We start from the raw sequence: 25,713 nt of genomic DNA, 5'->3' as shown, positions 1-25,713 counted from the left end.
GCCGGCCGGTACTGAGGGGTTGCGCGCCGCGTCAACCCGGTGACACGGTGTGCTTCCGCTGAGGGTTGGGGGAACCATGCGGATGTTGCTCGCCACCGTCCTGGCCGCGGGTCTGCTCGTGGTCGCACCGGAGGCCGAGGCGACGACGATCGCCTGGCAGCCGTGCCCCGACCAGCCGACCGCCGAGTGCGGAGCGGTGTCCGTGCCGCTGGACTGGTCGGACCCGCGTGGCCCGCGGGTGGATCTGGCCGTGTCGCGGGTCCGCGCCACCGATCCGGCACGTCGGATCGGCGTGGTGTTCGTCGACGCCGGTGGTCCCGGCGGGTCCGGTGCGGAGTTCGCCCGCGCCCCGTACCTGAGCGCCGACGTGCGGGCCAGGTTCGACGTCGTCGGCTTCGACCAGCTGGGCACGAACAACAGCTCGGCGATCCGCTGTTCGCCCGAGCTGATGGCGGCCCACCCCGGTGAGCACCCGGCGGACGAGACCGAGTTCGCCGCGCTGGCCCGGCACAACCTCGCGGTGCGCGAGGACTGCCGTGCCCGCCACCCGGTGTTCGACCACGTGGACACGGCCCGTTCGGCGCGGGACATGGACGCGGTGCGGAAGGCGTTGGGGGAGCGCGAGATCAGCTTCTACGGCATCTCCTACGGCACGCTGCTGGGCCAGCAGTACGCGGAGCTGTTCGGCGCCCGGGTCCGCTCGATGGTGCTGGACGGCGTGATCGACCACAGCGTCGACCAGCGCCGGCTCGTGCTGGACCGGGCGCTGGCCGTGGAGGAGTCGTTCGGTGTGTTCGTCGCGTGGTGCGCGGAGAACACGACGTGCGCCTTGCACGGACAGGACGTCCGCGCGGCGTGGGAGAAGGCGCTGCGTGTCGCGGACGAGATCGGTCTGGGGCAGCGCGAGCTGATCTCGTACGCGTTCTTCGACCTCCGGGGTGGGTCGTGGGAGGGCTTGGCGTCGCTCATCGCGGACGTCGGCGGCACGCGGGTGTCGTTCGAGCCGAACTACGAGTCGCTGCGCTACGCCGTGGTGTGCCAGGACTTCGCGTTGCGGTTCGAGGACTTCGGCGAGTACCGGGCGTTGGCGCGGGCGGAACTGCGCGCGTCGCCCACGCTGCGCGGCACGTACCTCGGCCACCAGGAGGCGGCCACGTGCGTCGGGTACACCGACCGGCCGACCAACCCGCCGCACCGCCTCGACGTTTCCGACGCCCCGCCGCTCCTCGTGCTGACCAGCCGCTACGACGTGGCCACGCCGTACGCGTGGGCGCGGAACGTGCACCGGCAGGCGAAAGGCTCGCACCTGGTCACCTTCAACGGCCCCGGCCACGGTGTGTACCACGCCAACCCCTGCACCGAGGCCGCCGTGGACTCCTACCTACTCCGCACAGCGCCCGCGCACAACAGGACCTGCTGACTTCGGTCAGCAGGTCGTGCCGTGCGCAGGGGCAGTGACGGGCCACTGGGCATGCCGTTGACCAGGATGGTCTTGGTGCTCACCGAAAAGGTGCTCCTCGAACCGCGTGAATCCCGATCTCGGCGATCAGAACTCTCCCAGGTCATCAGTGAAGTAGGTCCGGCCGGACTCTGGCTATCTCCTGGGCAAGCTGCCGGACCATGGCGACGTTCGGCAGTCTCAGTTCCACTTCCGGATTGGCGTCCGGCAGAGGCTTCACAAGCGCGCTGTGGCGAGTCGCGAAACGGCCGTCCGCGGGGGTGAACACCAGGGCCGACCGCACGGGCTTCGAGTTCGGGTCGCCCTTGACCGGCGGGCGCGGTTCCCGTCCGCGCACGGCACGCAACTCTTCCCACGCGATCAGATCGGATTTGCGACCGGCTCGCCACCACAGTCCACGTTGATCGACGACGAAGCGATGCATGCGGGGGACGGAGCCGATCATGATCAGCACGCCGCTCAGCGCGAGCGCGCCGAAGAGGAACGACGCGGCGGCCGGAGAGATATTCTTCGCTCTCGACGAAGCTGACGGATGCCCAACGTCCGGGAAGGCGGCGACCAACCCGAAGACGACGAGCATGGCCAGCCCGCCGATGAACGCCCACCGGCCGGACCGGTATTCGATGACGGGCGTCTCAGGATCGGGGGACCATGTCTGTCCGGGCACGAACGGCAGCGTAGCCGACGACGGCTCCGGCAGCGAAGGTTTCGCGAGGCGCGAACCAGGTAGCGAGGGTCGCCACGAATAGCGGTTGCGCCCCAACGAGAACGCCGGTGAGGCCGGCACGCAGCCATTGAGGCTTTCCTAGTAACCGTTCGTGGCGTTGCGTGTTCAACGGCTGTGGATCACGTGGTTCGATGATTCTCGTGGTGCAGCAGAACAAGCGCCGCCCCGACGATGTCGCCCAGCCTCCAGGGCAGCCGCGATAGTGACGCAGGGCCTTGTACGTGGTCTTCAGCAGCGAGTTGGCGCGTTCGCCCAGGAAGCGCAGGCAGGCGGCGCTGGGCGGACCGGAGCAGCCTGCTCGGCAACTCGCTCATCGGGATGTGCAGCGCGTCGGGCCGCGTGCCCGGCCTCCCACTCGTCGGCTTCGTGCACGTCGAGCAGCACCTTGCCCTCGGGCAGCTCGACGGGGACCTCGGACACTTCGACGTTCGGCACGGTCACGTCGTAGATGGTGCTACGTCACGACGTCGGGCGAGTGTGAGGAACCGCTTGGACGAACGCGAGCACGACCTCGGTGAACCGGCGCTCGTCCAGCGGCAGGCTCTCGCGGCCGGGTCCGGAGCGGGTGTACTTCCGGGTCGTGGTGCCGATGAAGCCGCTCCGGTCGAAGTTGCGCATCTCGACCTCGTAGCGCATGCCTTCCGGCGTGTAGACCCGCATCGTCTGGGTCGACGACGCGAAGGGCTCGCTGGAGTGAACGGGGTAGAGCTGCAGCACGGTCCCATCGGGCCGGATCAGCCTTCGAGCCGGAGTGCAGTCACCCGTGGCGTTGGCCTCGAAGTCCGCCATCGCGACCGGCGTGCCCTCGAACGGCCCGCGAAGCACCCGGAACTGCCCCGTTCCCGCTGAGTCCGAGATGTCGACCGTGAACTCGTAGTAGCCCTCCGTCGTGCCGTCGGATGCCGCGATGAAGGAATAGCCGGGTTCCACCTTCGCCCACCCGGCGATGCCCGCCACGACTTTGGCCAGCCCCAAACCCTGCTCATCAGGGCCTCTGGTGCTGAACTCCCCGCCCCGCCCCGGCGTGCACGGCACCTGCTGGGCAACCCATTCCGGGCCCGCGCTCTCGCGGTCGGCGGGAGCGGTTCCCAGTTGGTCGAGAGGCCTCGGCGTGCGCGACAGGTAGAGCCCCAGGCCGAACAGGGAGGCGATCACGCCGAGGAGCAGGGCGATGCGCCACGGTTTCGCAAGATGAGCCATAGGCCTGGATGTTCCCAGTCGATCGTGCGCGAGGTGGGCAGTTCGGAGCGGATTCGGTGGGACGCCTCGGGCGCGGCGGAGACGAAAGACGCGGAACTCCCGCTATGAAGGTGGTCTTACCACAGATCATCTTCACGAGGAGTTCCGCGCGTCATGAGTGTCGCCTACGGCCGGGTGATCTGCGTGGACGAGTTCGGACCAAGACCGCCTTCGCCACCGACCCGCCAATCCGCACCTGGACCGATTACCCGGTCAAGGTCGCGTGACGCAGCACTAGTCTCCGCTCGGCGGCGAACCCGGGATCTCGCGGTAGTTCACGGACCCCTCCGCACGAGTCGAGCCAGGGTAGGTGATGGTCTTGCCGAAGCACACCGACCACGAATTCGCTCCCACCCCGGACTCCGAGCACTTCCAAGCGTCCATCACCTGATGGCCGGACGGCCGGTACAGGGACACTGAAGCGTTCGCGGCGAAGAGGCTGGATCGGTTGTTGCGCACGATCACCGCGCCCTGCATGGAGTTCCGGTTCGCCGACACCACGATGCAGGCTTGCGCAAGCACGGAGGTGGAGACGGTCACGGTGGTTCCGCACGTCCAGCTGCTGGAGCTGGACGTGATCGGATTTGTGTTCCCGTAGGCCCGCCACGTGCCTTCCGCGGCTGCGGCAGGGCCGGCGGTTGCCAGACCGACCGCTGACACGACGGCGGTGATCGCAGTCAAGCCCGTGAGTACTCTTCGTGTGGACATCATTGATGTTTCCTTTCGTGGAACCGAATTTCCGGGTCAACCCCTCGTGCGAACACGAAAGAGGTGCATCTCTCCGGTGGTCGCCCCTGTCGTTCCTGAGGTTCAACGTGCCCGTCTCGGTGGAGAAGATGTCTCCGATCCGGAATTGGGTCGGTGCTGCCCTTTTGTCGACCGAGTCGGCGCGAGTTGCTGCGACTGGATGCCACGTTAGCCACTCTCGGTCCTGTCGCATGTCCGGCGAACACCTGACACCGCAATACGCCGCTTAGTCGACGTTTGTGGGCTGTGGACTGACCGCAGGTTGAATAGCTGGTGAAATCTCCGGAAAGGCAAAGGGTTTTGCTGGAAGGACTGGTTCAGTCGGCCCCGCAGTCGCGACGACAGGGCAAGGGGGTATAACCGTGCACGATGCGGCATGCTGACGGCATGGACACCGGTTTGGTGCTGGCGCTCATCGCCACAGTCCTCGTGCTCTTGAGCGGCGTCGTCCTCGCCGTGCGTGGACGACACGATCGAGGGCACCCCGATGACAAGCCAGGACCGGAAACGTCGGGCGGTGGCGGCTGAGCTGACGGCGTCGTGTCCATAGTGGACCCCAGGACTGATGAGCGGCACTCACGGCTTGCTGCCGAGCACCTTCCCGGCGAGTTCGCTGGAACCGTTCCCCCGCGTGGACCTCACCGCCGAGACGGAGCAAAGCGCCCCCGACCTGTGGCTCCCGCAGGCCCGGCAAGCCCTGCTCGGCGACGGCCGGGGCTGGCCGGACCACCCCCGTGAAACCCCGGCCGAGCTCAAGCCGTTCCTCCGCGCCTTCGGCCGCCTGCGCACCCGCATCGGCCACCAGATCGGCGGCCACGCCGTACCCATCCAGGGCCCGGTGGAGTACGAGATCGCGAATGGGGCGCTCGGCGGCATGCACTCGTGGGGTGACCAGTCCCACGACCAGGAAGCCGGACGATGGGTACTGCTCGCCCAGTTCGACAGCGACAGCGACGCGAAGATGGAGTGGGGCGATGCGGGCGCCCTTTACTGGCTCATCCGCCCCGAGGACCTCGCCGCCCACCGCTTCGGCCAGGTCCGGCTGACCGTGCAGTGCTAGCCCCGTGTTCCGGCACATGCGGGTGGGTGGGTTGCCCAACGCCGACCTCAACGCAACGTCAACGCCTCCCGCGCCCACAACGTCGACCGCATTGCCCACGAGACCTGACGCTTCCTGCACCGCCGTCAACGCCAACCGCGCATCGTCCGCGGCTGCTTCCAGGCCCCGCACGTCCGCGACGCCATCATGTAGGCAGCTCAATACTTTCTGCTGAAAATTAGCAACTTTGCTCAAAATAATTAGCACTGGTCGCAACGGCCGGCCGCTTTTCAACTCGTGAGGGCTCCATTACAGTCTGTGCCTGGGAACGCTCTCAGCTCCTAAGGGGTCACCGTGCCAAGGTTGTCGCGCGCTCGCCGCCCTGTCCGTCGGCGCGTTGGTGCTGATAGGCAGCCAGTCCGGACGAGTCCATAGTGGACCTCTCCATTTCGGCCCCCGGCGGTGGTGACGATGGGTCCGATGATCGGTGTATCCCCGTAGACGCGACACCCGCGAAAGGGGTTTCTTGATGCGTCAGAACAGCCCTCGCACGCAATTCCAGCGCTTCGCCCGCGCAGCGCTGGCCGCCGCCACACTCCTCGGGACCATTGGCACGGTGCAACCCGCCGCCGCAGGACAGCCGGCCGTCACACCACAGCCGGCCCCCGCGGCCGTAGCCGCCGCCGCCGCGATCGCCTCGGTCGACCTGGCCGGGACGTGGGGCTTCACCCCGGCGGGCCGAGGGGCGACCTCGATCACCGTGCCCGGCGGCGGCTGGTACAAGCAGGGCTTCACCGACGTGAACGAGGCGGTGTACTCGCGCAACATCACCGTGCCCGACTCGGGTCAGCCGCAGTCGACGTGGATCGAGTTCGGGGCGGTCAACCACCAGGCGACGCTGTCGGTCGACGGCCGGGTGGTGGCGACGCAGACCACGGCGTTCACGCCGTCGAATTTCGACATCAGCGCCTACGCGGCCCCCGGCAGCACCCACACGATCAGCGTCGCTGTGAAGGGCCGCGGCGCGTTGAAGGCATCCAACGGCCGGTACCTGGTGCCCGACGCCGCCGACTGGTCCGAGGCGATCCCGCAGGGGATCTTCCGGTCCGCGTTCCTGCGGGTGTACCCGGCGGTGTACGTCAGCGACACATTCGTGCGCACGTCGGTGGCGAACAAGACGTTGAGCTACGACGTGTCGGTGCGTAACACGTCGGGCAGTTCCCGGTCGGTGACGTTGACCGGGTCGCTGTCGTCCAACAACGGAACGGCTTTCAGCTACCCGGAACTGCCCAGCCGTACGGTCACCGTGGCGGCCCACTCGACCGTGACCGTGACCGTCGGGCCGGTCGCGTGGAACCTCGACCGCACCTCGTACTGGTGGCCCAACGTGCCGTACCGGTCGGGGTACCGGGCGCAGCTGCACCGGCTGACGGTGCATGCCGTCGCCGACGGGCGCACCAGCGACGCCACGTACCGGTTCGGGTTCCGGGAGGCCACCCAGAACGGTGACTACTACTACCTCAACGGCGTGCGCGTGAACTTCCGCGGCGACAACCTCCAGGGTGCCGACTACGACCGGGTCGACAACGGCGGCAAGGGCGACGCTTACGACACCCTGCCCGGCTTCCTGCCCCCGTCGCCCGGCAACGGCGGCTGGCCGCAGGCGGTGGACAACTACCAGCGGCTGAACTTCAACGTGGTGCGCATCCACCAGGAGCCCGCGAGCCCGTACATGTTGGACGTCGCCGACGAGATGGGCCTGATGATCATCGGCGAGACCGCGATTCGCGGCTCCTCCGGCAAGCAGGATTGGATCGCCGGGCACGACAACATGGTCAACCACGCCCGTGCGCTGGTCCTGCGCGACCGCAACCACCCGGCGATCATCCGCTGGAGTCAGGCCAACGAGCCGAACCAGAGCGGCCAGGATTCCGAACAGTTCGAGAAGGACCTGTACGCGGCGATGAACGGCGCCGACGGCACCCGGCCGATCATTGTCGAGGTGGGCGTCGACGGGAATCTCAACGGGTATCCCGGGATGACGTACGCCAACTTCGCGGTGATCCCGCACTACGTCGACGGCTTCGGCAAGTACGGGGAGGGCCTGAAGACCGTGAATGGGCGGCCCGACGGCGAGGGCGAGTACATCTGGCCGGCGTGCAACACCAAGCAGGGCTTCGAGTGGTTCGCCACGGCAACCCTGGCCAAGCGCGGCAAGGACGCCACCGACCTGCGTCCGTACACGCTGCTGTCCGCCTGGGCCGGCGTCGTGCCCGGAGTGCGGACCACCGACTTCGTCCCGGAGGAGGGCGGTCGTCCTGTCTACGGCGCGGACAACCTCCCGGACCCCTGGAGCAACCCGCAGTTCCAGCGCGTGCAGGCGGCGTTCAACCCGGTGGCCGCGGTCGACCTCCCCTACTGGTCGGCCTCCGGCGTCTCGGACTCCAACGGCACCTTCCCCCTGCCGCAGGCCGTGCCCAACTACGCCCGGAACGCCACGGTCACCCGCAACATCACCGTCTTCAACGACGACTTCGCCGACACTTCGGTTGGCTTCACCTGGACGGCGCGGCTCGACGCGCCGGACGGCGCGGTCGTCGCGTCCGGAAGCACGACCCTGACCGTCCCGCTCGGCTCGCGGGTCACCCACCCGGTGTCCTTCACCGCCCCTGCCACCGGCGACCGCGTGTACCTGGAGCTGTCGACCACGAAGGCCGGGAGGCGCGTCTTCACCGACGCGGTGGAGTACTTCAACCTCGGCGGAGGCGGACCCGCACCGGGCAACTACCGCATCGTCAATCGCAACAGCGGCAAGCCGCTCGCTGTCGCGGGCAACTCCACCGCGGACGGTGCCAAGGCGGTCCAGCAGAGTGGCACCGGCACCTGGACCGTCGCCACGGCCGCCAACGGCTCCTACACCCTCCGGTACGTCGCGAGCGGAAAGGTGCTCGACGTCAACGGCGGCAGCAGTACGGCCGGGCTGCAATTGCAGCAGTGGACGGCGAACGGCGGCACCAACCAGATGTGGTATCTGCGGTCCACCGGCAACGGCTACTACACCATCGTCAGCCACAACAGCGGACTGGTGGCGGACGTCTACGGTGCGGCGACGAGCGACGGGGCGCAGGTCGTGCAGTGGGCCGCCAACGGCGGGGCCAACCAGCAGTGGCAGCTGATCCGGGTCTGACCGGACGACCCGGTTCTCGCCTGCTGCCGCGGCGTCGACCGCCACCCCTGGCCGTTGGGCCCTGCGGCCAGGGGTGGCGGCGAGATGTCAACTCCGAACGTCGGCAGGCGACCACCACCGAGCACCTTGTCTCCGCTCCCATCGGTGCGGACCGGCAGACCACCGCGCGCTGATGGAGGTTCCGCAACCGCTTCGCGATCAACGTCCGGTTGGTGATCAGTCGCTCGGTTGAGGGACTGGCAGAAGGCGGCCACCTGCTCACTCTCCGAGGAAGAGGCGAATCTTCTCGGGAGGATCAGGTGGCCGTTGTTACGGGGCGTTCGGCGTGGGCACCGGGGGTGGTGCCGGTGCGACAGCGGTCGCGGTGCGCTCCACGTGGTCGGGTAGGGACGCGCGGTAGATCGGCATCGCGGCGGCGGTGGTGACGATCGCGACCGCTACGAGGATCGCGAACAGTTCGGGCGTCACCATCCCGTGCGCGAGTCCGATGTTGATGAAGATCAGGACCATCAGCCCGCGCGCGTTCATCAGCCCGCCGACCGCCGACGCGTAACGCCACGGGAACCCTTGGGCGCGCACCACGGCCGCGCAGCCGAGGTACTTGCCGGCGAACGCCGCCGCCATGATCACCGCGAGCGGCCACCACAGGGCGCCGCCCGCGCCGAAGCCGGACACCTGGGTGTTCAGACCGCTGAACGCGAAGAACACAGGTAGCAGCAGGATGGAGTTCAGGTCCGTGAGCCGGGTCTCCAGCTCCCGGCGCACGACCGCCGACTGCGGCATCGCCAAGCCGACGATGAACCCGCCGAACACCGAGAACACGCCGATGTAGTCCGTGAACCAGCCCGCGAGCAGCACGACGAACAGGATGACCGCCATCATGTCGCGGCTCACCCGGCCCTCGCGCTCCACCCGCCGGCCGAGCCTGGCGAAGAGGTTCCGCCCCACCGTGAGCATCAGCACCGCGAACACCGCCGCGCCCGCGACCGTGGTCAGCGCGTCGAACGGGCTGCCCGCCGCTGCGACGGCGATGACCACCGCGAGGATCACCCACGCCGCCGCGTCGTCGATCGCCGCCGCGACCAGGGTGAGGCCGCCGATGGGCGTGTTCGCGATCCCGCGTTCCTGGAGGATCCGCGCCAGCATGGGGAACGCGGTGATCGACAGGGCGCCGCCGACGAACAGCATGAACTCCCACCGGGTCGACCCTTCGGGGCTCAGCGAGCCGAAGAACAGCGCCGCCGCGCCCGCGCCGAGGATGAACGTCGGCACGATGCCGGACACGGCGAGCACCGAGGCCCGTCGCATGTTCGATCCGCCGGTGAGCCCGTGGTCGAGCGAGGACCCGACGAGGAACATGTAGAACGTCAGCCCGATGGTGCTCAGGACGTACAGCGTGTCCTTGACGTCCGACGGGAAGAGTTGGGCCTGCACCCCCGGCGCGACGGCGCCGAGCAGGGCGGGTCCCAGCAGGACGCCGGCGACCATCTCGCCGACCACCCTGGGTTGCTTGACCAGCATGGCGATGCGCCCGCACACGGTCGTCGCGGCGAGCACTACCGCCAGCGCGGCGAATACCCGCAGCGCGAAGTGGATCTGGTTCACGCGGTGTTCTCCTGGCTGGAAGGGGGTTGGTCCACACGGCAACCCGCGGTGGGTCTGGGATCGAAGTAGCGGCCGGCCAGTCGCAGCCGGCGGGCGTGCAGGACCATGACCGTGCCGAGCACGAGCTGGACCACGCTGCGCCACACGTGCTCCCACCGGTCCCGCACGCGCAGGAGCGCGCCGATCCGGGCGAGGCGCCGCGGCGGCAGCGGCTCACCGACCCGGACGAGCAGGCACGCGCCCCGGTTCGGCAGCGACCGGGTGTGCGCGACGGTGGAGTGGAGCGTGAAGCGGCGCAGCACCTCGCCGGTCGCCGCCCGCAGGGCGAGCGGGGACAGCCGCCACGCCGGGCACGGCCGGTTGGCGGCGACGCCGAACGGGATGTGGTGCGACTCGCGGACCGGGGTGTGCTCCCACCGTTCGGGGTCGAACACGTCCGGACGCGCATGGCCGGAGGCGTGGTAGTCGGGGTAGCTGAAGCACAGCACCGAGCCCTCGGGGAGCGTGGTGCGCTCGTCCAGCTCGATCTCCGCGGTGGTGATCCGGTGCGCGATGCCGAACAGCGGGTAGAGCCGCATGGTCTCGTCGAGGACCCGGGTGAAGTAGCGGTCGTCGGCCGGGTCGTCCGCGAGCCGGGCCGCCACGTCCGGGTGCTGGGCCAGCGCGAGCAGCAGGTGCGCCATCGCATCGGACATCTGGACCACGCCCGTGTTGTAGAACGTGCCCTGGAGGTAGTGCACCTGCTCGGTGGGCGTCAGGGTCGCGGGCAGCGGGTGCCGCACGTCGCCGGCCGCGACGCGCCGGGCGAGGTACCGGGTCAGCCGTGCCCGCCGGGCGGGGTGGCGCAGGCCGGTGCACTTCAGCGCGGACACCACGTCGTCGGCGTGTCCCACGATCAGGTCACGCGCCTCGCGGGGGCACGGCTCGCCGAACACCAGCTCGTAGAAGTACTCCGCCCACACCGGCATCATCAGGTCGCGCAGCCGCACCAGGGTGACCCGCCCGGTGACCGTCTCGTCCAGCACCCGCGCGGCACAACGCGCCGCCGCCGCCGACAGGGCGTCAGCCGGCCCGGACAGCAGCGCGCGCGTCGTGCGGGCCACGTCGTCGTAGCGCGGGCCGGCTTCCAAGTGCTCCTGGTGCACCTCCGGGCCTGGGGAGAGCCAGTACCAGAACAGGTCCGACAGCCCGGCGCCCCGGCTGCGTCCGTTCGCGGCGGGGTGGCTGTAGACCTCCTGGAACCGGTCCGGCCCGACCGCCGCGTTGGGGAACGTGATCACGTTGTCCCCGTTGACCTTCTCGAACACCTTGCGGCGCAGGGCGACCACCCGCGCGGGCAGCCAGCGCGGCGCGGTCACCACCACCGCCGCGGCGGCGAGCAACACGGTCACCCGCACCGCGCGAGCACCCCCGTCCCGCGCGTGACGACCAGGTCCCGGGTGAGGTCGGCCAGGTGCCGTCCGCCGCACAGCGCGAGGACGTGGTCGAACTCGTCGCGCAGGATGTCGAGAACGCGGGCCACGCCGGTTTCCCCGTCCGCGGCCAGGCCCCACAACACCGGCCGGCCGATGCCGACGGCCGCCGCGCCGAGCGCGAGCGCCAGGGCGATGTCGCCGCCGCCGCGGACACCGCCGTCGAGCACCACCGGCACCCGGCCCGCGACCGCGTCGACCACGGCCGGCAACGCCTCCACCGCCGCGGGCGCCACGTCGCACTGGCGGCCACCGTGGTTGGACACGACGATCCCGGCCACCCCGTGCTCGACCGCGAGCACCGCGTCACGCGGGTGGAGCACACCCTTGAGCCACAACGGGAGCGAAGTCAGCTCCCGCAGCCGGTCCAGGTGCGCCCACGACGCCAAAGGCGACATCTCGATGTCCCGGACGTGCCCCGGAGGGCTGCCCGGCAGATCACGCATGTTCTCCGCCGCGAGACCCGGAGGCAGGTCGTGGAAGCCGTGCTCGGCGTCGCGGCGGTGCCGGCCGAACACCGGCGAGTCGGCGGTCACCACCAGGGCCGTGCAGCCGGCGCGTTCCGCCCGCCGGACCAGGCACTCCGTCACGTCCTCGTCGGGGTGCGGGTAGAGCTGGAACCACACCGCCGCGTCCGCGTCCACGGCCCGTGCCGCCCGCACCACGTCGGCGATCGCGACCGTCGACGCCACACCGGACACCAGCACGGTCCGCGCCGCCGCGGCCGCCCGCGCGGTCGCCAGCTCCCCGTCGGGGTGGGCGAGCCGGTGGAAGGCGGTCGGCGCGATCAGCACCGGCAGGTCGAGGCGACCACCGGGCAGGTCGACGCCGATGGCGCGGGTCGACCGGCCGCGCAACACCCTGGGCAGCAGGGCGAGCCGCCGGAACGCCGCCTCGTTCTCACCCAGCACGACCTCGTCGCCGACCCCGCCCGCGTAGTAGTCGTAGTGCACGGGGTCGAGCGCCGCACGGGCCTTCTCGTGCAGCTGGACGAGATCGGCATTCACGGTGTGCCCACCGCGGTTCGCGTGAGCCGGTCGTGCAGGAACGCCAGCAGCGGCGCCCGGTGCACGTCCTCGCTGTCCCACTCGTTCTCCAGGTTCTCGGTGAGGTGGTGCTCACCGACGAGCACGCCCGCGCGGAAGTGCCGCACCACCGGGTGGAGGTAGCGGCCGTCGAGCCCGCTGGTGTCCTCCTGGGACACACGGCCCGCGGTGACGTCGAACGGGTTGATCTGGTCGTGGTCCGCGCCGTACTCCAGCGTCACCGCCAGATAGGACTCGACGTCGCCGAAGTCGCCCCGCCCGACCGCCTCGTGCAGGTGCGCCAACGGCACCTCGTCGGCGTAGCGGAGCGCGCCGTCCGGTCCGACCAGCACCGCGTCCGCCATGAACGCGAACAGCTGCCACAGCGCCGACGTGCGGTTCACCCGCTCGATGACCGCGTCGGCCACCGCGTCGGGGGTGGGGGAGAGGTCCCGGCTCGGCCACGCCACCCCGTGGTAGCGGTGTTCCAGGATGTGGTGCAGCGCCACCACCCCGTACCGGAACCCGTGGATGAAGCCGCTGGTCGACTTCTTGAAGTCCCTGGCCTGCGTGATGGTGCCCGCGAAGAACAGGTCGGGCACGTTCGGCGACTCCCAGGCGGCGTTCTGGTCCGGGAAGCGGTCGTTGATCGTCAACCGCGGCCGGCACTCGGGCGCGAAGATCGACGCGTCGAACCGGAACCCGGTCGCCAGGATCACCCGGTCGTAGCGGATCTCCTTCACCCGCTCCTGCACCCGCACGAAGCTGACCCGGACCAGGAAACCGTCGCCGTCACGCCGGATGCTCAGCACCCGCCCGTCCAGCAACGCGTTCTGCGACTTGAGCTGGTAGGTGTCGAGGAAGTTGTTGTTGACCGCGCGCAGGTGGCCCACGAAGTGGGTCTGCCACGCCAGCTTCAGCGAGCCGGGCCCGGCGACGTGGATGACCGACGCCGTCTCGATCAGGTTGTCCGCGGTCTCGAACGCCGAGTTGCCGCGCCCGACGATCAGCACCCGCTGCCCGGTGAAGTCGGCGGGGTCCACCGACACTTCGTCGTACCGCTCGGCGTGCTCAACGCCCTCGATCGGCGGCACGTACGACTTGGACACCCCGGTGGCGACGATGAGCCGTCGCGCCCGGTAGGTGTTGCCGTCCTGGTCGCGCACCACGAAGTCGTCCGGCCTGGTCACCTCCACCACCGACGTGCCGTAGCGGATCGGCAGGGCGTTCTTGGCGGCGAAGTCGGACAGGTAGCGGAGCAGGTCGTCCGCGCCCGGGAAGTAGCGCGGCGTGTAGGCGGTGAACAGCAGCGACGGGTCGTCGGACAGCAGCGAGTTCCAGTCGGTGCGCAGGTTCAGCTCGGGGTCGTCCCAGCCGGTGTTCGGCTTGTTGATGGAGATCAGGGTGCGGTGCCGGGGGAAGCGGTTGAAGAACGTCCCGGGCGCGTCACCGGCCTCCAGCACCAGGTGGTCCCGCCCGGCGCGGGAGAGCAGGTACGACGCTTGGAGGCCCGCCGGGCCGGCGCCGATCACGAGACACTCCGTCGAAACCTCGCTGGACACGTCTTTTCTCCTCACGTCAGGGTGCGGGACAGCAGGCGCTTGTCCGGCTTGCCGCTCGGTGCGAGCGGCGGTTCGGCGATCACGGTCACGGCCACCGGCGCGCACGCCGCGCCCAGCCGGGCGGTCACCAGCGCGCGCAGTGCCGCGAGGTCGGGCGTCCGACCACCGGAAGGCACCACGAACGCGTGCACCGCCTCGCCGGTGTCCTCGTCCGGCGCGGCGACCACGTACGCCTCGGCGATGTCCGGGTGTTCGGCGATGACCTGTTCGATCGGACCCGCGTAGTGCAGGTTCGCGTTGACGATCACCACGTCGCGGATCCGGCCGGTCAGGCGCAGCCGGCCGTCGGCGTCGAAGTGGCCCAGGTCGCGGGTGCGCACCCAGCCGTCCGCGAACACCTCGGCCGACCGCGCCGGGTCCGCCCAGTACGCGTCGGCCTGCTCCGGCGTGCGGACGAACAGCTCGCCGTCGACGCCCGGCGACACCGGACGGCCGTCCACGTCACGGACCTCGACGTGCGAGACGGCGGGCGGTGTCCCCACCGTGCCGGGCGGGTCGGCCGGGGTCGCCATCGCGATCATGCCCGTCTCGGACTGGCCGTAGCCGTGGAACACGACCGGTCCGAGCACCTCCAACGCCTCGCGGTGCCGGTCGGCCGTCAGCGGCGACCCGGACACCATCAGCGCCCGCAACGACGACAGGTCGGCCGGCGCGCGGCGCTGTGCGGCGACGAGCTTCGCCAACCGGGCCACCGTGATCACGCTCGCCGAGGCGCGGTGGAGGGTGATCGCCTCGGGGAACCCCGGCCGGTCGGCGATGACCGCGGCGCCACCGGCGGTGATCGCCACCACCGCGTACTCGAACATCACCTGGCTCGACAGCGACCCGAACACCAGGAAGCGGTCCAGCCGGGAGGCCAGCTCGCGGATCGCGGGCGGCCACGCGTCCGGTCGCGCGGCCCACGCGACCGTCATGGCGGCGTAGGTCTGGGCGCACGCCTTGGGCGCGCCCGTGCTGCCGCTGGTGTGGATCAGCCGGGCCACGTCCGCGCCCCTGCCTGCGCACCGCGGCCGACCGTCGGCACGGGCCTTGCGCAACGAGTCGACGGTCAGCGCGCGGACGTCCCTCCGCGCGATCGTGCTGTCCGAGTCCGTGATCACGGCGGCGACGTCCAGACCGAGGAGGTGGCGCACCTGGTCGTCGGGCAGGCCAGGCCGCACGCCCAGCACCCTCGCGCCCACGGCGTGCGCGGCGAGGATCGTGGCGAACGCCTCCGGGTTGACGCCGAGCAGGAGCGCGACGCCGTCACCCGGACCCAGCCCTTCCGCGCGCAAACCGGCGGCGATCCGCGCGACCAGGTCGAGCATCTCCGCGCCGGTCACCACCCGCGACCCGTGTTCGAACACCGGCCGGCCCCCGGCGGCCTCCAGCACGTCGAGCACCGCGCGCGGGAACGGCTCGGCCTCACCCGCCGGCAAGGCATTCCTTCACGAACAGGGCGAGCGGCTGCTGGTGCACCGCCGGCAGGTCCCAGCAGTTCTCCAGGTTCTCGGCCAGGTGGTGGGTCGCGGCGAGCGCGCCGTCGCGGTAGTGCCGCACGACCGGGTGCAGGTAGCTCGCGTCGTGGGCGTTCGCCACGTCGTTCTCCGCGACGCGCGGGATCGAGCTGTCGAACGGGTCCACGGCGTCGTGGTCCGGCCCGTACTCCAGCGTCACGACGAACCGGTGCTCGGCCGGGCCGAGTCCACCGTCGGCGAGGAAGGCCACCGGCACCTCCTCCTCGTACCGCGCGGCTTCGCCGTCGACCGTCACCACGTCCCCGATGACCGCGAACTGCTGCCACAGCGCGGAAGACCGGTTGACCCTGGCGACGACCGCGTCGCTGATCGCCTCCGGTGACGCGGCCAGCGCGGTCGACGGCCACGGGGTGTCGTGGTGGCGGGCGGCGAGGATGCGGTGCAGGGCCCGGACGCCGTAGCGGAAGCCGTGGATGAACCCGCTCGTGGACTTCTTGAAATCGCGCTGCTGGGTGAGCGTGCCCGCGAAGTACAGGCCGGGCGCCGTGGTCGACTCGTACGCGGGCGTCTGCTCGGGGAACCGGTCGGAGATCACCAGGGCCGGGCGGCAGCTCTCGTCGAACGCCGAGGCGTCGAACCGGAACCCGGTGCACGCGATGATCCGGTCGTACTCCAGTTCCCGCAGCGACTCGGCCGTGCGCGCGTAGCGGAACAGGACCCGGAACCCGCCGCCGGGCCGGGGCTCGATCCGCTCGACCGCGCCGTCGAGGACCGCGTTCTCCGACTTGAGCTGGTAGGTGTCGAGGAAGTTGTTGTTGACCGCGCGCAGGTGCCCGACGTAGTGCGTCCGCCAGGCGAGCCGCACCGGGTGCGGACCGGCCACGTGGATGACCGCCGCGTGCTCCACCAGCGCGTCGGCGGTCTCGAAGCCCGAGTTGCCCTTGCCGATCACCAGCACCCGCCGGCCCGTGAACGACTCCGGGTCGGTGTCGAAGGTGTCGTAGCGCTCGGCGTGCTCGATGCCCGGGATCGGCGGCAGGTGCAGCTGCGAGACGCCGGTCGCCACCACGACGCGCGCGGCCCGCCACGTGCGCCCACCGCGGTCGAGCACGGCGAACCCGTCGTCGGCACGGGATATCCGCACGACATCGGTGTCGTAGTGCACCCGGACCCCGGTGGCCGCGGCGAAGTCGGCCAGGTAGCGGACCAGGTCGTCGGCGTGCGGGAAGTACCGAGGGCTGTAGCGGGTGAACAGCAGGGCCGGGTCGTCGGACAATAACGAGTTCCAGTCCATGCGCAGCCGCTGTTCCGGGTCGGAGTACCCGGTGTGCACCTTGTTGATCGAGATCAGGGTGCGGTGCCTCGGGTAGCGGGTGAAGAAGGTGCCCGGTCCGGCACCGCGTTCGAGGACGGCGTAGTCGCGACCGTCACGTTCCATCAGGGCGGCCAGCTGCAACCCGGCAGGTCCTGCGCCGATGATCAGGTAGTCGTGCGCCATGTCGCCGAAAGCTACCCACGCGATCTCAGAACTCTCTGAGATCGCGCCCTTACCGTCGGTGCCATGACCGCGACCGCACCCGGCACCGTGACGGACACCCCCGTCGACCTCGGCGCACCGCTGCTCGTCGACGACCTCCGCCGTGCGTCGGCACCGCTACACGTGCTCGTCAGCCCGGCCGTCAGGGACCGGCTCGACCGGGGCCGCGCCCACCTGCGGACCGTGCTCGCCGACGACGACCGCCCTGTGTACGGCGCCAAGACCGGGTTCGGGGCTCTCGTCGGCTTCGCCGGCCGTGAGGACGAAGCCGACCAGTGCGACAACACGCTCGCACACCTCGGCGCCGGTCAAGGACCCGACCTCCCCGCCGACATCGTCCGCGCCGCGCTGCTCGTGCGGGCGCGGTCACTCTCCCAGGGGGTCTCGGGGGTCTCCGCGAGCGTCGTGGACGACCTCGCCGCGATGTTCGCGACCACGTTCGTCCCGGCGGTCCCGAGATACGGCTCGGTCGGCGCGAGCGGCGACCTCATCCCGCTCGCCTACGCCACCCAGGCCCTGCGCGGCAGGGGCCACGCCTACTTCGACGGCGACCGGATGCCCGCGAGCGAGGCCCTGCGCCTCGCCGGGCTCACCCCGCTCACCCTCGACGGCCGCGACGCGTTGGCGCTGGTCAACGGCACGTCGGTCACGACCGCCGCCACCGCCCTCGCGCTGGACAGCGTCCGCGCCTCGCACCGCGCGGTCCAGGACCTCACCTGCCTGCTCGTGGACGTCCTCGGCGCCGACCCCGGTTTCCTCGACCCGCACCTGATCTCCGCGTACGGCCACCAGGGCGCGATCACCGTCGCCGGACGCATGCGCGACACCCTCGCCGGCACGACCCCCACCGGCGACCGCGCACTCCAGGAGCCCTACAGCATCCGGTGCTCACCGCAGCTGCTCGGCGCGGCCGAGGACGCGTTGCGCTACGTCGACGGCATCGTCGCCGCCGACCTGGGCGGCGTCAGCGACAACCCGCTGTTCTTCCCGGACGAGGACCTCGTCGTGCACGGCGGCAACTTCTTCGGCCAGCCCGCCGCGTTCGCCGCCGACGTCCTCGCGATGGTCACCGCGTCGCTGGGCAACCTCGCGGAACGACAGCTCGACCTGCTCGTCGACCCGGTGCGCAACACCGGCCTGCCACCGATGCTGGCCGCGGGCCCCGGCCTGCAACACGGGTTGCAGGGCGTGCAGCTCGCCACGACCGCGTTCGTCGCCGAGATCCGCCGCGCCGCCCTGCCCGCCAGCACCCAGAGCCTGCCGACCAACCTGCACAACCAGGACGTCGTGCCGTTCGGCACCCAGGCCGCGCTGCGCGCCTACGACGTCGCCGAACTGCTCCGGCTGCTGTGCGGCTCACTCGCACTGGGCCTGCGCCAAGCCGTCCACGTGGGCGGCAGGCGGCCCACCGCGCCCGGCTGCGCGGCCCTGCTCGACACCCTCGCCGCCGCGATCCACCCCGTCGACCCCGACCGCCCCCTCGACGCCGACGTCCGCCTCGCCGCCGACCTCGTCACCGGAACCCGGTGCTGACCTCCTCGGCTCCGGCCCCAGCCACGACGCCGGGGTCGGCCGCCGGTAATCGCAGCGTGAACCGGGCGCCCCGGCCCGGGTGGCTGATCGCCTCCACGGTGCCCCCGTGCCTGGTCACGACCTCCCGCAGCAGCGCGAGCCCCAGCCCGAAGCTCCGGTCCGGACCAGCCGGTCGGCGGTGGAACCGGTCGAAGAGCCGGTCCGCCTCGACCGGGTCGAACCCCCCACCGGTGTCCGCGACGGTCAGTTCGACGTACCCGCGAGCGTCCCGCCGCAGGCGCACGTCGATCCGGCCGCCCTCCGGGGTGTGGCGCACCGCGTTCGCCAGCAGCTCGTCGACCGCGCGCCGCAGTGCGGTCTCGACGCCGGTCACGACCAGCGGTCCGGCGGGTCGGTCGACGGTGAGCGTGATCCGCCGTTCGCCCGCCCGCTCGCCCTCCGTCTCCACCGCGGCCTCCGCCAGTGCGGCCAGGTCGACCGCCTGTCCGTCCGGACCGGCGGACTGCTCGTTCAGCCGCGCCGACAGCAGCAGGTCGTCGACCACGTCCCCGAGCCCGCGGATCGAGTTGGCGAGCTTGTCCAGACCGGCGCGGTGGTCGACCGGGAGGCCCGCGGCGGCTGCCCGGCGTGCGAGCAACTGCGCCCGCGTGTACGCCCGCGCGATCGGTGTCCGCAGTTCATGACTCGCGTCGGTGACGAACCGCCGTTGCCTGGCCAGCGCCTCCGCCAGCGGCGCGACCGTGCCCCGGCCCACGCCCATCCCCGTCACGGCCGCCGCGAGCAGGCCGCAGATCTCCGCGACCGCCAACGCCAGCAGGAGGTGCCGCCGGTCGGCCAGCTGGTAGCGCTTGTCGAACACCGTCTGCACCGTGCGGCCGGCCCCGCTCGGCTGGCTGAGCACCAGGTACTCGGTGCCGTTGCGCTCGATCTCCCGTTCGATCGTCTGGCCCGACACCCGCGCCGCGTCGAGGTCGCCGTGCAGCGGGAAACCCGGGGGCACCGGGATCAACCCGTCGTCGATCACCCCGTCGGCGAGCACGAACAGCCACGTGCACCCCGGCGGCACCGACGGCGACCCGAACTGGGCGTTGTACCGCAGCTCGCGCTTCACCTGCGCGTCCTGCGCGTGCACCATCGCGGTGTAGGCGATCCCGCCGACGAACGCGACCAGCACGGTGATCGCCAGTGCCACCAGCGCGCTGATCCGCAGGCGCGTCCGCCGGACCATCGCGCGTTCCGCCTCGACCCACGAACGACTCACAACGCCCCCAAGCGATAGCCGAGTCCTTGCACGGTGTGCACCACCGAACGGGCGATCTTGGTCCGCAGGTAGTGCACGTACGTGTCTACAATGGATGGTGATGGCGCGTCGTGGAAAACCGTTCGCCGCAACAGTGCCCGTGTGTGCACCCGCTCCGGGTTGGTGGCGAGCGCTTTCAGCAGCGCGAACTCGCGGGGCGTCAGCGGCACCCGTCCGCTGTCGGGCAGCACCACCTCCCGTTCCCGGACGTCGAGGTGCCCGGCGCCGATCCGGAGCATGTCGGTCAGTTCCAGCGCCCGCCGGCACAGCGCACGCAATCGCGCGCTCAGCTCGTCCAGGTCGAACGGCTTCACCAGGTAGTCGTCGGCGCCCGCGTCGAGCCCGTCGATCCGGTCGTGGACGCTGCCCTGCGCGGTGAGGATCAACGCCAGCGTCCGAACGGAGCTCGACCGCAGCCGCACCAGGAGGTCGAGCCCGTCGAGCGCGGGCAGTCCGCGGTCGATGACCACCACGTCGTAGGGACGGGTGAGAGCCAGGTGCAGCCCCCGGTGGCCGTCCATGGCCACGTCCACGGTGTAACCCTCGCCGCGCAGCGCGTCGGAAAGCAGCTCCACCAGTTCGCGGTCGTCCTCGACCAGGAGCAACCGGAAGGAGCTCGTCGGCCGGGATCCGGAAGTGCCTTGCACGCCACCAGAATCCCACTAGGGGGTGTGCGGTCAACGTGATGGGAGCGCCGACCCATCGGGGTTCCGCCGGCCGGGTACGGGAAGGTCCCGGAACCGGTGCGCGGCACGACGGCCCTGGGATCGTCAGGTGATCGGCAGGTTGGACGTCTGCGGGTCATGGGACACCGTGGCAGAGTGGTCCGAACCTGAACCACTCCGTGCCGCAATGACCGACCGCTGTCCTTTGTGGATGAAGAGGTTAGCCGAGAAGGGGGTGCGGTATCCGTCCCGTGTGGACTCCGACCGCTGGTCAGTGCTCGGCCCGCGACCGGCACGCGCTCGAACGGGTCGGGCGCTTCGGCCCCGTGCAAGATGACGAACGGGGGGCGATTTCGTGAACTTCTGGGACTTCCTGGCCGACCGGTGGCACCGACTGCTGGTCGAAGCCCTGCTGCACGTCAGCGCCGTGGTGCAGTGCGCGGTGCTGGCCGCCGTCATCGGCGTGGCGATCGGTGTCGCGGTGTACCGCAGCCCGCTCGGGTCGACCGCCGCGACCGCGTTGACCAGCGCGATCCTCACCATCCCGTCGTTCGCGCTGCTCGGTCTGCTGATCCCGGTGCTCGGCCTCGGTGTCCGGCCGACGGTGGTCGCGCTCGTGCTGTACGGGCTGCTGCCGGTCGTGCGGAACACCATCGTGGGCCTCGGTGGCGTGGACCCGGCCGTGCGCGACGCGGCCCGCGGTGTCGGCATGAGCCGGTTGCGGGTGCTGACCAGGGTCGAGCTGCGGCTCGCCTGGCCCGCGATCCTGACCGGCACCCGGATCGCCACCCAGATGCTGATGGGCATCGCCGCGATCGCCGCCTACGCCCGCGGCCCCGGTCTCGGCGTGGAGATCTTCGCCGGTCTGACCAGGGCGGGCAGCGCCAACGCGACCAACCAGGCCGTCGCCGGAACTCTCGGCATCGTCATCCTCGCGCTGATCCTCGACGGGATCTTCGCGCTGATCGGCCGGCACACCGTTTCCAGGGGGATCCGTGGCCAGTGAGATCCAGCTCTTCGACGTGACCAAGCGCTACGCCGGCGTTCAGACGCCCGCGGTCGAGTCCGTGAGCATGACCATCCCGGCGGGCGAGACGGTGGTGTTGGTCGGGCCGTCCGGGTGCGGCAAGACCACCACCATGCGGATGATCAACCGGTTGATCGAGCCGACCTCGGGCCGGATCACCATCGACGGCGAGGACACGCTGTCGTTGAACCCGGACGAACTGCGCCGCGGCATCGGGTACGCCATCCAGCAGGCGGGGTTGTTCCCGCACCTGACCGTCGGCCAGAACGTCGGCACGGTCCCGGGCCTGCTCGGCTGGAGCCGCGCCAAGGTCTCCGACCGGGTGGACGAGATGCTGGACCTCGTCGGGCTCGACCCGGCGGAGTTCCGCGACCGCTACCCCCGGCAGCTCTCCGGCGGCCAGCAGCAACGCGTCGGCGTCGCCCGCGCGCTCGCCGCGGACCCGCCCGTGCTGCTGATGGACGAGCCGTTCGGCGCCGTGGACCCGATCACCCGCGGCAACCTCCAGGACGAGCTGATGCGGCTCCAGTCCGAGCTGCGCAAGACGATCGTGTTCGTCACGCACGACTTCGACGAGGCCGTCAAGGTCGGTGACCGGATCGCCGTGCTCGGACCCCGGTCCCAGCTGTTGCAGTACGACACGCCCGAGGCGATCCTGGCCAACCCCGCCGACGACACCGTCGCCGGGTTCGTCGGGGCGGGCGCGTCGCTCAAGCAGCTCAGGCTGCGCCGCGTGCGTGAAGTCGAGCTGAGCCAGGCGGTGACCGCGTCGGTGACCGACCCACCGGCCGAGGTGGGCCGCAGGCTGGCGGCGTCCGAGCACCGGTACGCGCTGCTCCTGGACGTCCGCAACCGGCCGGTGAGCTGGGTGAACGCCCGTGACCTCGGCCGACCGCAGCCCGTCGGCGCCCCGGTGTCGCTGCAATCGACGCTCCAGGACGCCCTGGAAGCCATCCTCACCGAAGGCGGCGCGGCGGTAGTCACCGGTGCGCGCGGCGAGTACGTCGGCCTGGTCGAGATGGACGCCGTGATCGGCACGGTGCAGAAGCTGCGCGACGAGCACGCGGAGGTGGATGCGTGACGGCCGCGACCTCGACTGCCTCACCACAACGCGTGGAGCGGCTCCGCCTGCTGGTCCAGCCGCTCGTCGTCGTGGCGCTGGTCGGCGGCGTGCTGCTCTGGGCGTTCACCAGCGACCTCGACTCGATCGAGCGGCAGAGCATCAACGCGTCGGCCCTGGCGTCCGCGACCTGGGACCACCTGGTGATCAGCCTCGTGGTGACCGGGCTCGTCCTCGTCGTGGCCGTCCCGCTCGGGATCGTGCTCACCCGTCGGTGGGCACGCCGGGCCGCGCCGCTGTTCCTCGGCATCGCGACGATCGGCCAGGCGTCACCGGCGATCGGCATCCTGGTCCTGTTCTTCCTGGTGTCGGGCACGGAAGGGCTGTGGGCGGCGGTGCTGCCGATCGCCTTCTACACGCTGCTGCCGGTGCTGCGGAACACCATGGTCGGGCTCCAGGGCGTCGACCCGGCGCTGGTCGACGCCGGTCGCGGCATCGGCATGTCGGCCGGGACCGTGCTGCGCCGGATCGAACTGCCGCTGGCCGTGCCGCTGATCCTGGCCGGGCTGCGCACCGCGCTGGTGCACGCGGTCGGCGTCGCCACCCTCGCGGTGTTCGTCAACGGCGGTGGCCTCGGATTGCTGATCGACACCGGCTACAAGCTCGCCCGGGTTCCGGTGCTCGTCACCGGCGCCGTGCTGGCGGTCGGGCTCGCGCTGCTCGTGGACTGGCTCGGCGCGGTCGTCGAGACCTACCTGGGACCGAAGGGGCTGCGATGAGGCGGATCACCCGACTGGCCGCCGCGGCGGTGGTGCTGCTGACGTCCGGCTGCGGGTTGGAGTCGTCGTTCGCGCTGCCGTTCGACGTGGCGCCCGGCTCCATCCGACCCGTGCCCGAACTGGCCGGGCTGGACATCGCGGTGGGCTCCAAGGACTTCACCGAGAACCAGGTCCTCGGCTACATCGCCGAGGTCGCCCTGGTCGCGGCCGGCGCCGACGTGCGGGACATGACGAACATCCAGGGCTCGAACAGCGCCCGCCAGGCGTTGATCACCGGCGACGTCGACCTGTCCTGGGACTACACCGGCACCGGGTGGATCAGCTACCTGGGCAACACCGACCCGATCCCCGACGAGCGGGCGCAGTACGAGGCGGTGCGCGAAGCCGACCTGGCCCGCAACGGCCTCGTCTGGCTGGACTACTCGGCCATCGACAACACCTACGCCTTCGCCGTCACCGAGGAGTTCGCCAAGGCCAACAACCTGCGGACCACCTCGGACATGGCCGCCCTGATCACCGCCTCACCGGACAAGGGCGTGTTCTGCCTGGAGACGGAGTTCGTCAGCCGCAACGACGGGTTCCCCGGTGTCGCGAAGGCGTACGGCTTCGATCCCGGCGCGACCGAGGTCAAGACGTTCGGCACCGGCACGATCTACACCGCGACCTCCACGGGGCTGTGCAACTTCGGCGAGGTGTTCACCACCGACGGCCGCATCGTCGCGCTGAACCTGGTGGTGCTGGAGGACGACAAGAAGTTCTTCCCCCGGTACAACGCCACGATCGTGCTGCGCGACGACTTCCACACCGCCCACCCGCAGGTCGGACAGGTGTTGGCGCCCATCGTGGCCAAGCTCGACAACGACACCATCCGACGGCTCAACGCCGAGGTTGACGTCGACGGTCGGGATCCGGCCGCCGTCGCCCGCGACTGGCTGGTGAGCGAGGGGTTCGTCTCACTGCCCGCATCCTGACCGGCCGGCATCCTGACCGGCCGGTTTTGACGCCGCCGGCGTCGCGGATCACGATGTCCGGGTGACAACACCCGCCGGTATGCCCGCACGCAAGCGCGGGCGGCCCACCGCACCCAGCATCCGTGATGTCGCGGCCGCCGCCGGCGTGTCCTACCAGACCGTGTCCCGGGTGCTGAACGACTCGCCCAACGTCCTCCCGGACACCCGCCGGCAGGTGCTCGACGTCATCGAACGGCTCGGGTACCGGCCGAACCGGGCCGCCCGCGCGCTGGGCTCGGGCCGGTCGGGCGGTGTCACGGTGGTCACCGCCAACACCACCCTGTACGGCTACGCCTCGACGCTCCAGGGCATCGAGGAAGCGGCCCGCGCCAACGGGTTGGCGGTCGGCATCAGAGTGGTCGAGTCCGACCGCCCCGTGGACGTACGGCACGCGGTGGAGTACGTGAGCGACCCGAACGCCGGCGGCGTCATCGTGGTCGCCTTCGACGCGGCCGGGGCGGGTGTCCTGCGGGCGCTCCCGGCGGACGTGCCCGCCGTCGCCGCGACCGAGGCCGGCGGACTCGCCGACATCCCGCGGCCCATGATCTACCTGGACGAGCGGCAGGCGGTGGCCGACGCGACGCGGCACCTGCTCGCCTTGGGCCACCGCACGGTGCACCACGTCGCCATCCCGTCCGAGACCGGCACGAGCGCCCGCCAGGCCGGATGGCGCGACACCCTCGAGCAGGCGGACGCCCCGGTTCCGCCCGTCGTCCCCGCCGGGTGGGACGTCCGCTCGGCCTACCAGGCCGGACAGCGGTTGGCGGCCGACACCGACGTGACAGCGATCCTCTGCGGCAACGACGACACCGCCCTGGCCGTGCGCCGGGCACTGCACGAAGCGGGCCGGGACGTGCCGGGGGACGTCAGCATCGTGGGTTTCGACGACGTGCCCGGCGCGGCGTACTGGACTCCCGCGCTCACCACCGTGCGGATGGACTTCGTGGCACTCGGGCGCGCGTGCCTCACGGCGGTCGTGGCCGAACTGGACGGCGTGTCGGGACCGGCCGCGGTGTTGGCCGCGCCGTCCCTGGTCGTGCGGGAGTCGACCGCGCCCCCTCGGTGAGCAGGGCACCCCGGAGATGTAGGTAACAACAACGTAACGCGGTCTTCTCCTCGAGGGATGTGAGCGTTCACACTCTTGGGCGTGTCGATGTGACCGGTCACATAGTCGTGATCAGCACGAAGGTCACCGGCTCGCTTTCGCTCGGCCGGCTGGTCCG

General features: G+C 70.8%; 22 protein-coding genes. 11 read left to right on the top strand and 11 right to left on the bottom strand.

The annotated features are described in order from the left end of the window. Positions 1-76 precede the first annotated feature (76 nt). Positions 77-1,420, top strand: a complete 1,344-nt coding sequence (locus F4560_RS17005) for an alpha/beta hydrolase (protein WP_184921152.1) — start codon at positions 77-79, stop codon at positions 1,418-1,420. Between the two features lie 145 nt (positions 1,421-1,565). On the opposite strand, the gene F4560_RS17000 is transcribed toward F4560_RS17005, so the two are convergent. From F4560_RS17000 to F4560_RS16990, 3 genes are all read right to left on the bottom strand, one after another. Then, a complete protein-coding gene (locus tag F4560_RS17000; RefSeq protein ID WP_184921150.1) occupies positions 1,566-2,126 on the bottom strand; it encodes a hypothetical protein in 561 nt (186 codons plus the stop codon). 288 nt (positions 2,127-2,414) lie between these two features. After that, entirely contained in the window at positions 2,415-2,621 is a 207-nt protein-coding gene (locus tag F4560_RS16995; RefSeq protein ID WP_376775312.1) for a hypothetical protein, read from the bottom strand. A gap of 24 nt (positions 2,622-2,645) precedes the next feature. Next, entirely contained in the window at positions 2,646-3,386 is a 741-nt protein-coding gene (locus tag F4560_RS16990) for a hypothetical protein (protein ID WP_184921149.1), read from the bottom strand. Positions 3,387-3,873: 487 nt separating this feature from the next. Here F4560_RS16990 and F4560_RS16985 point away from each other — a divergent pair, with 487 nt between their 5' ends. The 4 genes from F4560_RS16985 to F4560_RS16970 all read left to right on the top strand — a co-directional run bounded on the left by F4560_RS16985 (position 3,874) and on the right by F4560_RS16970 (position 8,398). Further along, the gene (locus tag F4560_RS16985; protein ID WP_184921147.1) at positions 3,874-4,023 is read left to right on the top strand and encodes a hypothetical protein; all 150 of its coding nucleotides are present in this window, start codon (positions 3,874-3,876) and stop codon (positions 4,021-4,023) included. Between the two features lie 536 nt (positions 4,024-4,559). Then, positions 4,560-4,700: a hypothetical protein gene (locus tag F4560_RS16980; protein ID WP_184921145.1), complete on the top strand. Its 141-nt coding sequence runs from the start codon at positions 4,560-4,562 to the stop codon at positions 4,698-4,700. Positions 4,701-4,737: 37 nt separating this feature from the next. Further along, positions 4,738-5,232 carry a DUF1963 domain-containing protein gene (locus tag F4560_RS16975; protein WP_221483535.1) on the top strand — a complete coding sequence of 165 codons (495 nt, stop codon included), beginning with the start codon at positions 4,738-4,740 and terminating at the stop codon, positions 5,230-5,232. Between the two features lie 508 nt (positions 5,233-5,740). Next, positions 5,741-8,398: an RICIN domain-containing protein gene (locus tag F4560_RS16970; protein ID WP_184921143.1), complete on the top strand. Its 2,658-nt coding sequence runs from the start codon at positions 5,741-5,743 to the stop codon at positions 8,396-8,398. Positions 8,399-8,707: 309 nt separating this feature from the next. On the opposite strand, the gene F4560_RS16965 is transcribed toward F4560_RS16970, so the two are convergent. The 6 genes from F4560_RS16965 to F4560_RS16940 are packed head-to-tail and all read right to left on the bottom strand — an operon-like array spanning position 8,708 to position 17,077. Then, positions 8,708-10,003 (bottom strand): cation:proton antiporter, encoded by a 1,296-nt coding sequence (locus F4560_RS16965; protein ID WP_184921141.1) that lies wholly within the window; start codon positions 10,001-10,003, stop codon positions 8,708-8,710. Continuing rightward, positions 10,000-11,400: a cytochrome P450 gene (locus tag F4560_RS16960; RefSeq protein ID WP_312869329.1), complete on the bottom strand. Its 1,401-nt coding sequence runs from the start codon at positions 11,398-11,400 to the stop codon at positions 10,000-10,002. The genes F4560_RS16965 and F4560_RS16960 overlap by 4 nt, the downstream gene beginning before the upstream one ends. Beyond that, complete coding sequence (locus tag F4560_RS16955) at positions 11,391-12,482, bottom strand: alpha-hydroxy acid oxidase (RefSeq protein ID WP_184921137.1); 1,092 nt, start codon at positions 12,480-12,482, stop codon at positions 11,391-11,393. The genes F4560_RS16960 and F4560_RS16955 overlap by 10 nt, the downstream gene beginning before the upstream one ends. Beyond that, positions 12,479-14,062 carry an NAD(P)-binding domain-containing protein gene (locus F4560_RS16950; protein ID WP_184921135.1) on the bottom strand — a complete coding sequence of 528 codons (1,584 nt, stop codon included), beginning with the start codon at positions 14,060-14,062 and terminating at the stop codon, positions 12,479-12,481. The genes F4560_RS16955 and F4560_RS16950 overlap by 4 nt, the downstream gene beginning before the upstream one ends. A gap of 11 nt (positions 14,063-14,073) precedes the next feature. Continuing rightward, entirely contained in the window at positions 14,074-15,540 is a 1,467-nt protein-coding gene (locus tag F4560_RS16945; RefSeq protein WP_221483534.1) for a class I adenylate-forming enzyme family protein, read from the bottom strand. Continuing rightward, the gene (locus F4560_RS16940) at positions 15,527-17,077 is read right to left on the bottom strand and encodes an FAD-dependent oxidoreductase (RefSeq protein ID WP_184921133.1); all 1,551 of its coding nucleotides are present in this window, start codon (positions 17,075-17,077) and stop codon (positions 15,527-15,529) included. The genes F4560_RS16945 and F4560_RS16940 overlap by 14 nt, the downstream gene beginning before the upstream one ends. A gap of 63 nt (positions 17,078-17,140) precedes the next feature. Here F4560_RS16940 and F4560_RS16935 point away from each other — a divergent pair, with 63 nt between their 5' ends. Further along, positions 17,141-18,649, top strand: a complete 1,509-nt coding sequence (locus tag F4560_RS16935; protein ID WP_184921131.1) for an aromatic amino acid ammonia-lyase — start codon at positions 17,141-17,143, stop codon at positions 18,647-18,649. Here F4560_RS16935 and F4560_RS16930 read toward each other — a convergent pair. Together F4560_RS16930 and F4560_RS16925 are read right to left on the bottom strand one after the other, a co-directional pair. Further along, positions 18,630-19,910, bottom strand: a complete 1,281-nt coding sequence (locus F4560_RS16930; RefSeq protein WP_312869328.1) for a sensor histidine kinase — start codon at positions 19,908-19,910, stop codon at positions 18,630-18,632. The genes F4560_RS16935 and F4560_RS16930 overlap by 20 nt on opposite strands. After that, complete coding sequence (locus F4560_RS16925) at positions 19,907-20,596, bottom strand: response regulator transcription factor (RefSeq protein WP_312869327.1); 690 nt, start codon at positions 20,594-20,596, stop codon at positions 19,907-19,909. The genes F4560_RS16930 and F4560_RS16925 overlap by 4 nt, the downstream gene beginning before the upstream one ends. A gap of 373 nt (positions 20,597-20,969) precedes the next feature. Between F4560_RS16925 and F4560_RS16920 the strand changes: the two genes are divergently transcribed. The 5 genes from F4560_RS16920 (at position 20,970) to F4560_RS16900 (ending at position 25,556) form a co-directional block, all read left to right on the top strand. Continuing rightward, entirely contained in the window at positions 20,970-21,620 is a 651-nt protein-coding gene (locus F4560_RS16920) for an ABC transporter permease (protein WP_184921128.1), read from the top strand. Next, positions 21,610-22,722: an ABC transporter ATP-binding protein gene (locus tag F4560_RS16915; RefSeq protein ID WP_184921126.1), complete on the top strand. Its 1,113-nt coding sequence runs from the start codon at positions 21,610-21,612 to the stop codon at positions 22,720-22,722. The genes F4560_RS16920 and F4560_RS16915 overlap by 11 nt, the downstream gene beginning before the upstream one ends. Beyond that, positions 22,719-23,480, top strand: a complete 762-nt coding sequence (locus F4560_RS16910; RefSeq protein ID WP_184921124.1) for an ABC transporter permease — start codon at positions 22,719-22,721, stop codon at positions 23,478-23,480. Before F4560_RS16915 ends, F4560_RS16910 begins: the two co-directional genes overlap by 4 nt. After that, positions 23,477-24,451, top strand: coding sequence for a glycine betaine ABC transporter substrate-binding protein (locus tag F4560_RS16905; protein WP_184921122.1), 975 nt, complete (start codon positions 23,477-23,479; stop codon positions 24,449-24,451). The genes F4560_RS16910 and F4560_RS16905 overlap by 4 nt, the downstream gene beginning before the upstream one ends. A gap of 61 nt (positions 24,452-24,512) precedes the next feature. Further along, positions 24,513-25,556 carry a LacI family DNA-binding transcriptional regulator gene (locus F4560_RS16900; RefSeq protein WP_221483533.1) on the top strand — a complete coding sequence of 348 codons (1,044 nt, stop codon included), beginning with the start codon at positions 24,513-24,515 and terminating at the stop codon, positions 25,554-25,556. Positions 25,557-25,713 lie beyond the last annotated feature (157 nt).

Origin of the sequence: Saccharothrix ecbatanensis, assembly GCF_014205015.1 — a bacterium.
In the GTDB taxonomy this organism is placed as follows: Bacteria; Actinomycetota; Actinomycetes; order Mycobacteriales; family Pseudonocardiaceae; genus Actinosynnema; species Actinosynnema ecbatanense.
Note: the sequence above shows the minus strand (reverse complement) of the source record. Positions and strands in the feature narration are given on the sequence as shown.

Excerpts from the sequence above, each read along its gene's own strand:
- F4560_RS17005 (WP_184921152.1), top strand. The coding sequence starts at position 77 with ATGCGGATGTTGCTCGCCACCGTCCTGGCCGCGGGTCTGCTCGTGGTC.
- F4560_RS16990 (WP_184921149.1), bottom strand. The coding sequence starts at position 3,386 with ATGGCTCATCTTGCGAAACCGTGGCGCATCGCCCTGCTCCTCGGCGTG.
- F4560_RS16980 (WP_184921145.1), top strand. The coding sequence starts at position 4,560 with ATGGACACCGGTTTGGTGCTGGCGCTCATCGCCACAGTCCTCGTGCTC.
- F4560_RS16975 (WP_221483535.1), top strand. The coding sequence starts at position 4,738 with ATGAGCGGCACTCACGGCTTGCTGCCGAGCACCTTCCCGGCGAGTTCG.
- F4560_RS16970 (WP_184921143.1), top strand. The coding sequence starts at position 5,741 with ATGCGTCAGAACAGCCCTCGCACGCAATTCCAGCGCTTCGCCCGCGCA.
- F4560_RS16940 (WP_184921133.1), bottom strand. The coding sequence starts at position 17,077 with ATGGCGCACGACTACCTGATCATCGGCGCAGGACCTGCCGGGTTGCAG.
- F4560_RS16935 (WP_184921131.1), top strand. The coding sequence starts at position 17,141 with ATGACCGCGACCGCACCCGGCACCGTGACGGACACCCCCGTCGACCTC.
- F4560_RS16905 (WP_184921122.1), top strand. The coding sequence starts at position 23,477 with ATGAGGCGGATCACCCGACTGGCCGCCGCGGCGGTGGTGCTGCTGACG.